The following is a 13065-nucleotide window of genomic DNA, read 5'->3' on the forward strand; positions in this document are numbered from 1 at the left end:
CCCTCAGGATGCCGATAACGATTAAAAGGCCAGCATTTCTCTCGAGGGTAGAATGGATAATTTCCAGAAAGATATTGATGACAGGGCGAATCTGACCCTGTCGAACCGTTTTGAACTGTTGCTGTTCCGTCTTGGCACCTCTCTGAACGACAACAAATCCGAGCTGTTTGGTATTAACGTTTTCAAGCTGCGCGAAATTGTACCGATGCCGGAGTTCACGAAACCTGCCGGCATGAAGTCTCCGCTGATGGGGATGGTGAATATTCGCGATCAGGTGATCCCGGTGATCGATCTGGCCGCCGTGGCGGGCTGTAAACCCACCACCGGGCTGAACATCCTGCTGATTACCGAATATGCCCGCAGCGTGCAGGCGTTTGCCGTGGAGTCGGTTGAGAACATCATGCGTCTGGACTGGAAGCAGGTGCACGCGGCGGAAACTGCCGTCAGCGGGCGCTACATCACCAGTATTGCCTGCCTGGACGAGAAGGCCGATACCAACGAACTGGCGATGGTGTTGGACGTTGAGCAGATCCTGTATGACATCACCCCGGCGAACCACGACCTGCACGCCACGAATCTGAAGACCACTAAATTCAACATCAAGCCGGGTTCTGTGGCGATTGTGGCGGAAGATTCCAAAGTGGCGCGCTCGATGCTGGAGAAAGGTTTGCAGGCGATGGAGATCCCGGCGCAGCTACATATCACCGGTAAAGATGCGTGGGAAAAAATTAGCCTGCTGGCCGCTCAGGCGCAGGCCGAAGGTGTGCCGATCACCGATAAGATTGCCCTGGTGCTGACCGACCTCGAAATGCCGGAGATGGACGGTTTTACGCTGACGCGCAAAATTAAAACCGACCCGGTACTGAAGGATATTCCGGTGGTGATCCACTCTTCCCTTTCCGGCAACGCCAACGAAGACCATATTCGCAAGGTGAAGGCGGACGGGTACGTGGCGAAGTTTGAGCTGAACGAGCTGTCGTCGGTGATTGAAGAGGTGCTGGATCGCTCGATGAAAAAGATTGATGGGCCGTTGATTAGCCGCAAGCAGCTTGCTTAGGTCTGGTGCGGGCTGGTGCCCTCACCCCGGCCCTCTCCCACAGGGAGAGGGAGAAAACCATAAAAAAAACCCGCCGAGGCGGGTTTTTGTTTTTACATCAACGGCATCGCTCGCTGCACGATATCAATCAGCGGCTGCGGATAGATACCGAAGATCAGCACCAGCAGGGCTGAGATAAGCACTACGATACCACCGGCGCTGTACTGCCAGTTAGATGGCGCATCGCGGTTGAGCTGCTGAGGCGCGCTCAGGTAGAGGCTCACGGCAACGCGCAGGTAGTAATAGAGACCAATCGCGGAACCGATAACCACACCGGCAGTCAGCCACCACAGGTGTGCCTGCACACCGACGGCCAGCACGTAGAATTTACCGATAAAGCCCAGCGTCATCGGGATACCCGCCAGAGAGAGCATCATCACGGTCATCACCGCGGACAGGATCGGACGGTGCCAGAACAGACCACGGTAAGAGAACAGTGAGTCGGCATCCGGGCCACGGTATGGGCTGGACATCAGGCTCACCACGCCGAAGGCGCCGAGGCTGCTGAACAGGTAACCGGCCAGATACACGCCCACGGCTTCCATCGACATTTCACCGCTCTGCAGCGCAATCAGCGCCACCATCAGGTAGCCCAGATGAGAGATGGACGAGTAGCCCAGCAGACGCTTGATGTTGGTCTGGCTCAGCGCCATCAGGTTACCGAAGATGATGGAGACGAACGCGATGATGCCCAGCACCACGCGAACCGCTTCACTGTCACCCACCGGCGCGTACAGGAACAGACGCATGACCACACCGAAGATAGCGATTTTGCTCGCTGTCGCCAGGAAGGTCGACACCGGCGCAGGCGCGCCCTGGTATACGTCTGGTGTCCACAGGTGGAACGGAACCAGTGAGAGTTTAAAGCCAAGGCCTACAATCATCATGCCCAGACCCGCCAGCAGCAGCGGCTCGTGGAGCATGCCGTCGCCGAGGCTCTTGCCGAGCGCCATGAAAGAGAGGTTACCGGACTGTGCGTACAGCAGCGCAATACCAAACAGCAGGAACGAGGACGCAGCAGCAGACAGGATGGTGTACTTGATGCTTGCTTCCAGAGAGCGCTTTTGACGGAAGGCGTAACCAATCAGACCGAACAGCGGCAGAGAGATCAGCTCAATACCGAGGAACAGCGCGGCCAGATGGTTAGCATTCGCCAGCAGAATGCCGCCCAGCGCGGCAATCAGAACCAGCAGATAAAACTCTTCTTTGTTGTCGTTGTAGCCCTCGAGCCATGGGTACGCAAAGGTACAGGTCGCCAGGCTCGCCAGCAGCACCAGACCGGTGTAGAGCATGGCATAGCCGTCAACGCGCATCAGCGGCGTGACGTCCATCGCACCGCCCTGGCCAACAAACCAGAGAGAGACTAACGCGGCGTTCAGGCCGATGACCGACAGCGTGGCATTCAGGAAGTGATTGCGTCGCCACGCAATGGAGAGCATCACAACCACCACCGTCAATCCGACGATCAGCAGCGGTAGCAGCGCAATCAGTTGTTGTGGAGTTATTGTCATGGCGATTTACGGCCTTGTAGTAGAAGCAGAATTAACAAACCACTGCTGGATGTTGCCCATCGCACTGTGCGAGGTATCCAGAATCGGCTGAGGGAAGAAGCCCAGCAGCACCAGCAGTACGACCAGCAGCAGGATGATGAACAGCTCACGCAGCGACATCCCCGGCAGTTCTTGTGCAGCAATTTCGCTCTTCGCTTTACCGAAGTAAGCGCGGTGCAGCATCGCCAGCGAGTAGACGGAAGCGAACACCAGACCAAAGGTGGAGATCACGGTGATCACCGGCACCACTTTGAAGCTGCCGAACAGAATCATAAATTCGCCGACGAAGTTACCGGTGCCTGGCATCCCCAGGGTGGCAACCGCGAAGAACATGGAGAGCGCTGGCAGCCATTTAATTTTGCTCCACAGACCGCCCATCATGCGCATGTCACGCGTGTGCAGACGTTCGTACAGCTGACCACACAGGATGAAGAGGCCGGCAGCGGACAGACCGTGCGCAATCATCTGGATCACCGCGCCCTGGTACGCCAGCTGGCTGCCGGTGTAGATGGCAATCAGCACGAAGCCCATGTGGGAAACGGAGGTGTAGGCAATCAGACGCTTGATGTCGTACTGCGTGAAGGCCATCCAGGCACCGTAGAAGATACCGATCACACCGAGCCACATGGCAATCGGGGCAAACTCAGCGGACGCATTCGGGAACAGCGGCAGCGCGAAACGCAGCAGACCGTAGGCCGCGGTTTTCAGCAAGATGCCCGCCAGGTCAACGGAACCCGCCGTGGGTGCCTGAGAGTGCGCGTCTGGCAGCCAGCCGTGCAGCGGAACCACCGGCATTTTCACCGCGAATGCGATGAAGAAGCCCAGCATCAGCAGGTATTCAACGCCGTGTGACATCGGGGTTTTCAGCAGATCTTCGTAGTTGAAGGTCCAGATGCCCGTTGCGTTATGGTGAACAAACACCAGCGCCAGAATGGCAATCAACATCACCAGACCGCTCGCCTGGGTGTAGATGAAGAACTTGGTCGCCGCCGTGATACGCGTTTTACCGTCGGAAGCCTTGTGGCCCCAAAGCGCGATCAGGAAGTACATCGGCACCAGCATCATCTCCCAGAAGAAGAAGAACAGGAACATGTCGATGGCAAGGAACACGCCGATCACGCCGCCCAGGATCCACATCAGGTTCAGGTGGAAAAAGCCCTGGTATTTTTCGATTTCTCGCCAGGAGCAGAGTACCGCCAGAACACCGAGCAGACCGGTCAGCACCACCATCAGCAGCGACAGACCGTCAATCGCCAGGTGGATGGTGATACCGAAACGTGGGATCCAGGGCAGGATGAACTCAGACTGCCACTGCGGGATGCCCGCAGACTGGGTCAGTGAGTAACCGCCCTGCAACCACAGTTGCAGGCCAAGCGCGAGCGTCAATCCCATGGTGATCAGCGCGATCCAGCGCGGCATCTTCACGCCAAAGCGTTCAGTCTGCCAGCACAGGAAGCCGCCGATGAAGGGAATTAATATTAGCCAGGGTAGTAACATGGCGATTTACATTCCTTTTTAAGGCCCCCAGCAGGGGCCTGATTTTCAACGAATTCGAATAAAATTCACTTAACGATCAACGCAACACCATCAGCAGCGCCAGCACGACAACCGCACCGATGCTCATGGACGCCACATACCAGCGCAGGTAACCGTTCTCGCTGTACAGCAGGCCTTTACCTGCAAAGCGGGAGAGGATCGCCGGGATATTCATCAGGCTGTTCAGTGGGTCGCGCTTCAGCAGCCACGCAATGCCCAGGAACGGCTTAACGAAGATCATGTCGTACAGCCAGTCGAAGCCCCACGCGTTGTACCACCAGGTGCCCAGCAGACGGCCAGGCGCGCTGTTGGCAACGGCGGTCACCAGCGTGCGTTTGCCCAGCCACAGCCATGCCGCAATCAGGATGCCCGCAATAGCGACTACACCGGAGGTGATTTCAAGCGTCAGAACGCGACCGTGCTCAAGCTCGGTGGTGTCTGGCAGTACGCCCTGCAGCGGCGGCACAATCATTGCGCCAACGAAGGTGGACAGTACCAGCAGCACAATCAGCGGCAGGTGGTGGGTAATCCCCTTCCCTGCGTGAGCGTGAATTTGTTCTTTACCGTGGAATACGATGAAAATCATACGGAAGGTATACAGGGAGGTCATGAATGCACCGACCAGACCAGCAACCATCAGATTGATATGACCATTCGCCATGGCACCCGCAAGGATTTCGTCCTTACTGAAGAAGCCCGCGGTGATCAGCGGCAGTGCCGCCAGCGCCGCGCCGCCCACCAGGAAGCAGACATACACCAGCGGAATGGACTTACGCAGTCCGCCCATCTTGAAGATGTTCTGCTCGTGGTGGCAGGCCAGAATCACCGAACCGGATGAGAGGAACAGCAGCGCTTTAAAGAACGCGTGCGTCATCAGGTGGAAAATGGCCGCGTCCCACGCCTGAACGCCCAGCGCCAGGAACATATAACCAATCTGGCTCATGGTGGAGTACGCGAGAACGCGTTTGAGGTCGGTCTGTACCAGCGCAGCAAAGCCTGCCAGCACCAGCGTGACCGCACCGACGATACCCACCAGATGCAGAATTTCCGGGGTCATCAGGAACAGGCCATGGGTACGCGCAATCAGGTAGACACCGGCGGTGACCATGGTCGCGGCGTGGATCAGCGCGGAGACAGGGGTTGGACCCGCCATCGCGTCGGCCAGCCATGTCTGCAACGGCAGCTGTGCGGATTTACCCACAGCGCCACCCAGCAGCATCAGCGTTGCCCACCACAGCATGTTGTTGCCTGCAGCGAAGTGCGCTGGCGCCAGTTCAACCATTTCGCGGAAGTTCAGCGTGCCCAGTTCGTTGTAAAGAATGAACAGCGCGAAAGCGAGGAAGACGTCACCCACGCGGGTCACGACGAACGCTTTCATGGCCGCTGCGCCATTCTTCGGATCGGTGTAGTAGAAGCCAATCAGCAGGTAAGAACACAGACCCACGCCTTCCCAGCCCAGATACATCAGCAGCAGGTTATCGGCCAGCACCAGAACCACCATGCTGGCGATAAACAGGTTGGTGTAGGCGAAGAAGCGGGAGTAACCCTCTTCACCGCGCATATACCAGGAGGCGAACATGTGGATCAGGAAGCCAACGCCGGTGACCACGGAGAGCATGGTCAGAGACAGACCATCCAGCACCAGGTTGAAGCCGATGTTGAAATCACCGACCGACATCCAGGTCCACAGCGGCACGCTGAAAGGCTGACGTCCGTTGTTAAAGAAGTCGATCCCCGCATACGCTGTGACCAGCGCAGCCAGACCGATTGAGCCAATGCCCACGGATGCAGACAGATTCTCAGACCAGCGGCCGCGAGAAAACGCCAGCAGCACGAAGCCAATCAGCGGAAAAATAATGGTTAAGGCAAGCATGTTCATCCACGCAACTCACTTACTGAATCGATGTTCAGATTCTGGCGGCGACGATGGAGCTGCAGCAACAGCGCCAGGCCAATACTCGCTTCGGCAGCCGCGAGGCTGATGGCGAGAATGTACATCACCTGACCATCGGTCTGGCCCCAGTAGCTTCCGGCGACCACGAAGGCCAGCGCGGAGGCGTTAATCATGATTTCCAGACCGATCAGCATAAACAGCAGATTGCGGCGGATAACCAGACCGGTCAGACCCAGAACGAATAAAATCGCAGCGAGGATCAGTCCATGTGTTAAGGGGATCATGCGCGCTCCTCCGTTTTTCTTTTCGCGCGGTCGTCAGTGCGGTTGCTCAGCACCTCGCCAGCACGCTCTTCGCGACCAACGTGGAAAGCAACCACCAGGCCTGCCAGCAGCAGCATAGAGGCCAGTTCCACCGCCAGAACGTATGGGCCAAAGAGCGTGATACCCACCTCTTTAGCGCCGATCGGCGTGCCGTCGATGCCCTGATCGTTCACGCCCAGAATGGCGTAAACAATCACCACCAGCATGATGGCCGACAAAATTGCCGGGCCAATCCACACCTGCGGTTTTAACCACTGACGTTCCTGCTCAATTTCAGAGCCGCCCAGGTTCAGCATCATCACCACGAACACGAACAGCACCATAATGGCCCCGGCGTAGACGATGATTTCCAGCGCACCGGCGAAGTGCGCGCCCAGTGCGAAGAACACCCCGGAGATAGCCAGCAGCGAGATGATTAAGTACAGCAGCGCATGCACCGGATTGGTGTGCGTAATCACTCGCAGCGTAGCCAGGATGGCGATAAGGCCACAGATATAAAAAGCGAATTCCATTGCCCTCTCCTTACGGTAACAGGCTCTTGACGTCGATAGGCTTAGCTTCGTTCTCTGCTTCGCCCTTATCTTTACCGTCGATTGCCATACCCGCCATCCGGTAGAAGTTATATTCCGGGTATTTGCCCGGACCGGAAATCAGCAGATCCTCTTTCTCGTACACCAGGTCCTGACGCTTGTACTCACCCAGCTCGAAGTCTGGAGTCAGCTGAATCGCCGTGGTTGGGCACGCTTCTTCACACAGACCACAGAAAATGCAGCGTGAGAAGTTGATGCGGAAGAACTCAGGGTACCAGCGGCCATCTACCGTCTCTGCTTTCTGCAGAGAGATACAGCCGACCGGACACGCTACCGCACACAGGTTACAGGCAACGCAGCGCTCGGAACCGTCCGGGTCGCGCGTCAGCACGATACGGCCACGGTAGCGCGGCGGCAGATATACCGGCTCTTCCGGGTACATCCGGGTTTCGCGTTTGGCAAACGCGTGCAGGCCGATCATCCAGATACTGCGTACCTGGGTACCGAAGCCTACCAGTAATTCTTTTAAGGTCATGGTCTATAGCCCCTTATGGCTGCTGCCAGAGAATGACAGCTGCCGTTACCAACAAGTTGACGAGCGTCAGCGGCAGGCATACTTTCCAGCCGAAGGACATTACCTGGTCATAACGTGGACGCGGTAACGCTGCGCGAATCAAAATGAACATCATCATGAAGAACGCGGTTTTCAGCGCGAACCAGATGAACGGCGGTAAGAACGGGCCATGCCAGCCACCAAAGAACAGCGTTACCATCAACGCGGAAATGGTGACGATACCGATGTACTCGCCCACGAAGAACAGACCGAACTTCATACCGGAATATTCGATGTGGTAACCATCGGCCAGTTCCTGTTCGGCTTCTGGCTGGTCAAACGGGTGACGGTGACACACTGCCACGCCCGCGATAGCAAAGGTAATAAAACCAAAGAACTGCGGGATAACGTTCCAGATGTCAGCCTGGTTGTTGACGATGTCGGTCATGTTGAATGAACCGGCCTGCGCCACCACGCCCATCAGGGAGAGTCCCAGGAACACTTCGTAGCTCAGCGTCTGCGCGGAAGCACGCATCGCACCCAGCAGCGAGTATTTGTTGTTACTGGACCAGCCTGCGAACAGGACCGCGTAAACCGCGAGGCCTGCCATCATCAGGAAGAACAGAATGCCGATGTTCAGGTCAGCGACCACCCAGGTCGGGCTAACGGGAACGATAGCAAATGCCAGCAGCAGCGAGGTGAAGGCGATCATCGGCGCCAGCGTAAAGATCACGCGGTCCGAGAAGCGCGGGATCCAGTCCTCTTTAAAGAACATCTTGATCATGTCCGCGACCAGCTGGAGTGAACCACCCCAGCCCACGCGGTTCGGTCCGTAACGGTTCTGGAACAGACCGAGCAGACGACGTTCACCGAAGCTCATGAACGCGCCGCAGGTGACCACCACCAGCAGGATAACAATCGCTTTCAGAATGCTCAGCAGGATGTCGATAAGATCCGGCGTTAACCAACTCATGCTTTTGCCTCCTGCAGATTATCAAGACGCGCACCCGCCAGAACCGGCGCGATGCCTGGCATACCCATCGGCAGACCCACCTGCCCTGCTGTCAGGCTTTCAGAGATAATCAGCGGCAGGCTGATGGTCTGGCCGTCATAGCTAAAGGCAATATTCGCACCCGCGTTAACGCCAAGCTTTGCGGCATCCGCCGGGTTGAGCTTGATGTACGGCTGCGGCATACGGGTCTGGAAGACAGGTGAACGCTGGGACAGCTCGTCGCTACCGAACAGATGGTAGTACGGCGCAATACGCCAGCTACCGTCCTGGGCCTGGAAGCTTGCTGGCACGGTCGTGAAGAAATCCAGCCCGGTTTCAGACGCTTCAATCAGACGCACGCCCGGATCGCCGTGGCGCAGGGAACCGCCCACTTCAGCCTGGAACTTGTTCCACGCCTGCGGGGAGTTCCAGCCCGGAGCCCATGCGAACGGGATTTGCGAACGCGGCGCAGACGGCTGGTTGTTCCCTTCCATTGAGAAGGCGAACATGGTGTCTTTATCCTGCGGCTGACGCGGTTCGTGTACGCTGATGTTGGCACGCATTGCGGTACGGCCACTGTAGCGGTGCGGTTCACGTGCCAGTTTCTGGCCGCGAATACGGAAGCTTGCTTCAGGGGCTGCATCTTTAATGCCCGCCAGCTGAGGCAGTTTTTCCACCACCGCGTCGATAACGTGGTCAAGCTGCGTCCAGTCCACTTCACGGCTCTGTACGGTGCTGTGCAGGGAGTGCAGCCAGCGCCAGCTTTCCAGCATCACGGTGTTGCTGTCGTAGTACGCCGGATCATAGACCTGGAAGAAACGCTGTGCGCGACCTTCGTTGTTGATAACGGTACCGTCACTTTCTGCGAAGCTTGCCGCAGAGAGCACCAGGTGTGCTTTGTCCATGATCGCGGTGCGCTGATGGTCGATGACCATGACCAGCGGCGCTTTGGAGAGCGCGGCGTCAACGCGAGCGGCAGAAGCATGGCGATGCAGGTCATTTTCCAGCACCACAACGGCATCCGCAGAACCAGACTCCAGTTCGCTTAACGCCGCTTCCAGCGAGCCGCCGCCAATCATACCCAGACCGATGCTGTTCACCGCACGGGCAATCATGGTCACACCAACATCTGCACCACGGCCTTTCAGCGCTTTAGCCACGTTAGCTGCCGCCTGAATGATCTCCGCGCTACCGGCGTTGGTACCGGAAATAATCAGCGGTTTCTTCGCACCTGCCAAAGCCTGAACAATCACGTCAACCTTGTTTTGCAGATCGCGATCCAGTTCAACGGCGGGAGAGTTGTTGTCCAGCGCGTGGGCGATGGCAAAGCCAAGGCGTGCCTGATCTTCAACCGGCGCGCAGTAGGTCCACGCAGCGATATCGTCCAGACGGGTGTTGTCGACGTTGGTCACAAACAGAGGATGCTTCGCACGCTGACCGATGTTCAGGATCGCCGCAATCTGCCAGTCAGCCACTTTCTGCGCGGCAGCCATTTCACGTGCTTTTCCTTTCACCGCCTGACGAACCGCCAGAGCCGCGCGTGCGCCGGTCTGAGTCAAGTCTTCACCCAGCACCAGAACCGCATCGTAGGATTCAATTTCGCGCAGCGCAGGGGTATGAATACCGCCTTCACGCAGCACTTTCAGAACCAGCTGGAGACGTTCCTGCTCGCCCTCGGCGATGCCGGTATAGAAGTTCTCAGCCCCAACCAGCTCACGCAGCGCGAAGTTGCTTTCGATGCTGGCGCGCGGGGAACCGATACCGATCACTTTCTTAGACTGACGCAGAATATCTGCCGCGCCCTGCATCGCCTGCTCAGCGTTCAGGGTAATGAAGTCGTCACCACGGCGCTGAACCGGCTGACGCGGACGGTCTTTCAGGTTCACATAGCCATAGCCGAAACGACCGCGGTCGCACAGGAAGTAGTGGTTAACGGTACCGTTGTAACGGTTTTCGATACGACGCAGTTCGCCGTAACGCTCACCCGGGCTGGTGTTACAGCCGAGGGAACACTGCTGGCAGATGCTAGGCGCAAACTGCATGTCCCATTTACGGTTGTAACGCTCGGAGTGGGTTTTATCCGTGAATACGCCGGTCGGGCAGATTTCTACCAGGTTACCGGAGAACTCGCTTTCCAGCGTTCCGTCTTCCGGGCGACCGAAGTAGACGTTGTCATGCGCGCCATACACGCCCAGATCCTGACCGTCTGCGTAGTCTTTGTAGTAACGCACGCAGCGGTAGCAGGCGATGCAGCGGTTCATTTCGTGAGAGATGAACGGCCCCAGATCCTGGTTACGGTGGGTACGTTTAGTAAAGCGATAGCGACGGAAGCTGTGACCTGTCATTACGGTCATATCCTGAAGGTGGCAGTTACCGCCCTCTTCACAGACCGGACAGTCGTGCGGGTGGTTGGTCATCAACCACTCCACCACGCTTTCGCGGAACTGTTTGGCTTCTTCGTCATCAATCGAAATAAAGGTGCCTTCGGTGGCTGGCGTCATACAGGACATCACCAGGCGACCACGCGTGTCTTCCGCGTTTTGATATTGCTTCACCGCACACTGGCGGCAAGCACCGACGCTGCCCAGCGCCGGATGCCAGCAAAAGTACGGAATATCGAGGCCAAGAGACAGACAAGCTTCCAGAAGGTTGTCCGCCCCGTTGACTTCGTATTCTTTGCCGTCTACATGAATCGTAGCCATTAGCATGCTTCCAGTTGGCTCGGTCGTAACCGAGCGTTAATCAAAATTCTGTCTTTACCAGCGTGCTTTCAGCAGGTTCGGCTGAATCCCATTGATAGAATGGGTATTGCTGAACGGCTGCTTGATGCCTGCTTCGAATTCGTCGCGGAAATATTTAATCGCGCTCTGCAGCGGCTCGACGGCACCCGGTGCGTGGGCACAGAAGGTTTTACCCGGGCCAAGGAATCGACACAGTTGCTCAAGTGTCTCGATATCGCCCGGCTGACCTTCGCCGCGTTCGATAGCACGCAGGATCTTCACGCTCCACGGCAGTCCGTCACGGCAAGGTGTACACCAGCCGCAGGACTCGCGGGCAAAGAACTCTTCCAGGTTACGCACCAGCGAAACCATGCCGATCTCGTGGTCGACGGCCATCGCCAGCGCCGTACCCAGACGGCTGCCTGCTTTACCAATGCTTTCGAATTCCATTGGCAGGTCAAGATGGGCTTCGGTCAGGAAGTCTGTCCCTGCCCCACCCGGCTGCCAGGCTTTGAATTTCAGGCCATCACGCATGCCGCCAGCGTAGTCTTCAAGAATTTCACGTGCGGTGGTACCGAACGGCAGTTCCCAGACGCCAGGATTTTTAACGCGACCGGAGAAGCCCATCAGCTTGGTACCGGCATCTTTGCTTGAGGAGATGCCCTGATACCACTCCACGCCGTTGGCGAGGATAGCTGGAACGTTACACAGGGTTTCAACGTTATTGACGCAGGTCGGTTTACCCCATACGCCGGAGCTTGCCGGGAACGGTGGCTTGGAACGCGGGTTCGCGCGGCGGCCTTCCAGGGAGTTAATCAGCGCGGTCTCTTCACCGCAGATATATCGCCCGGCACCGGTGTGCACAAACAGTTCGAAGTCAAAACCCGTGCCCAGGATGTTTTTACCCAGCAGGCCGGCTTCGGTGGCTTCGGCAATCGCACGACGCAGGTTTTCCGCCGCTTCGATGTACTCACCGCGCAGGAAGATGTAGCCACGGTAGGCTTTCAGCGCAAACGCGGAGATCAGCATGCCTTCCACCAGCAGGTGCGGCAGCTGTTCCATCAGCAGGCGGTCTTTATAGGTGCCCGGCTCCATTTCATCCGCGTTACACAGCAGGTAACGGATGTTCATGGATTCGTCTTTCGGCATCAGGCTCCACTTCAGACCGGTGGAGAAACCTGCGCCGCCGCGGCCTTTCAGACCCGACTCTTTCACCGCGTTAACGATGTCGTCCGGCGCCATGCCGCCAAGGGCTTTACGCGCACCGGCATAGCCGTTTTTGCTCTGGTATTCGTCGAGCCATACCGGCTGTTTATCATCACGCAGACGCCAGGTCAGCGGATGCGTCTCAGCAGTACGAATTACAGTTTTCATTTGTACTGCTCCAGCAGGTCAGGAATCGCTTCCGGCGTCAGATGGCTGTGAGTATCCTCATCAATCATCATGGTCGGCCCCTTGTCGCAGTTACCCAGGCAGCAGGTTGGCAGCAGAGTAAAGCGACCATCGAACGTGGTCTGGCCCGGCTTGATATTGAGTTTCTTCTCAATGGCAGCCTGAATGCCCTGATAACCGGTAATGTGGCAGACCACGCTGTCACAGTAGCGGATCACATGGCGGCCCACCGGCTGACGGAAGATCTGGCTGTAGAACGTGGCTACGCCTTCTACGTCACTGGCCGGAATACCCAGCACTTTTGCGATCGCGTAGATCGCCCCATCCGGCACCCAACCACGCTGTTTCTGTACGATTTTCAGCGCTTCAATGGACGCCGCACGCGGGTCTTCGTAGTGGTGCATCTCGTGCTCAATGGCGGCACGCTCTGCGTCACTCAGCTCAAAAGCCTCGGTTTGTGGTTGTTGATTCTCGTGCATA

The 13065-nt window shown here is 57.3% G+C and carries 11 protein-coding genes; 1 reads left to right on the forward strand and 10 read right to left on the reverse strand.

Annotated features, from left to right (window positions below):
- Nucleotides 1-52: 52 nt before the first annotated feature.
- Nucleotides 53-1057, forward strand: a complete 1005-nt coding sequence (locus L383_RS12460) for a chemotaxis protein (protein ID WP_014884631.1) — start codon at nucleotides 53-55, stop codon at nucleotides 1055-1057.
- A gap of 92 nt (nucleotides 1058-1149) precedes the next feature.
- Here the strand turns inward: L383_RS12460 and nuoN are convergent, their stop codons facing one another.
- The 10 genes from nuoN to nuoE form a co-directional block, all read right to left on the reverse strand.
- Nucleotides 1150-2607 carry an NADH-quinone oxidoreductase subunit NuoN gene (gene nuoN / locus L383_RS12455; protein WP_014884632.1) on the reverse strand — a complete coding sequence of 486 codons (1458 nt, stop codon included), beginning with the start codon at nucleotides 2605-2607 and terminating at the stop codon, nucleotides 1150-1152.
- A 6-nt stretch (nucleotides 2608-2613) separates the two neighbouring features.
- On the reverse strand, nucleotides 2614-4143 hold the full coding sequence (gene nuoM / locus L383_RS12450; RefSeq protein ID WP_014884633.1) for an NADH-quinone oxidoreductase subunit M: 1530 nt from the start codon (nucleotides 4141-4143) through the stop codon (nucleotides 2614-2616).
- A 76-nt stretch (nucleotides 4144-4219) separates the two neighbouring features.
- The gene (gene nuoL / locus L383_RS12445) at nucleotides 4220-6061 is read right to left on the reverse strand and encodes an NADH-quinone oxidoreductase subunit L (protein WP_023330965.1); all 1842 of its coding nucleotides are present in this window, start codon (nucleotides 6059-6061) and stop codon (nucleotides 4220-4222) included.
- Nucleotides 6058-6360: an NADH-quinone oxidoreductase subunit NuoK gene (gene nuoK, locus L383_RS12440; protein WP_003861496.1), complete on the reverse strand. Its 303-nt coding sequence runs from the start codon at nucleotides 6358-6360 to the stop codon at nucleotides 6058-6060. Before nuoK ends, nuoL begins: the two co-directional genes overlap by 4 nt.
- Nucleotides 6357-6911 (reverse strand): NADH-quinone oxidoreductase subunit J, encoded by a 555-nt coding sequence (nuoJ, locus tag L383_RS12435; protein ID WP_008500212.1) that lies wholly within the window; start codon nucleotides 6909-6911, stop codon nucleotides 6357-6359. The genes nuoK and nuoJ overlap by 4 nt, the downstream gene beginning before the upstream one ends.
- A gap of 10 nt (nucleotides 6912-6921) precedes the next feature.
- Nucleotides 6922-7464 carry an NADH-quinone oxidoreductase subunit NuoI gene (gene nuoI / locus L383_RS12430; protein WP_003861491.1) on the reverse strand — a complete coding sequence of 181 codons (543 nt, stop codon included), beginning with the start codon at nucleotides 7462-7464 and terminating at the stop codon, nucleotides 6922-6924.
- A 13-nt stretch (nucleotides 7465-7477) separates the two neighbouring features.
- Nucleotides 7478-8455 (reverse strand): NADH-quinone oxidoreductase subunit NuoH, encoded by a 978-nt coding sequence (nuoH, locus tag L383_RS12425; RefSeq protein ID WP_008500211.1) that lies wholly within the window; start codon nucleotides 8453-8455, stop codon nucleotides 7478-7480.
- A complete protein-coding gene (gene nuoG / locus L383_RS12420) occupies nucleotides 8452-11175 on the reverse strand; it encodes an NADH-quinone oxidoreductase subunit NuoG (RefSeq protein WP_023330966.1) in 2724 nt (907 codons plus the stop codon). Before nuoG ends, nuoH begins: the two co-directional genes overlap by 4 nt.
- Nucleotides 11176-11229: 54 nt before the next feature.
- A complete protein-coding gene (gene nuoF, locus L383_RS12415) occupies nucleotides 11230-12567 on the reverse strand; it encodes an NADH-quinone oxidoreductase subunit NuoF (protein WP_003861487.1) in 1338 nt (445 codons plus the stop codon).
- The gene (gene nuoE / locus L383_RS12410) at nucleotides 12564-13064 is read right to left on the reverse strand and encodes an NADH-quinone oxidoreductase subunit NuoE (RefSeq protein ID WP_014884636.1); all 501 of its coding nucleotides are present in this window, start codon (nucleotides 13062-13064) and stop codon (nucleotides 12564-12566) included. The genes nuoF and nuoE overlap by 4 nt, the downstream gene beginning before the upstream one ends.
- Nucleotide 13065 lies beyond the last annotated feature (1 nt).

This window comes from Enterobacter sp. MGH 37 (assembly GCF_000534515.1).
GTDB classification, from domain to species: domain Bacteria; phylum Pseudomonadota; class Gammaproteobacteria; order Enterobacterales; family Enterobacteriaceae; genus Enterobacter; species Enterobacter kobei.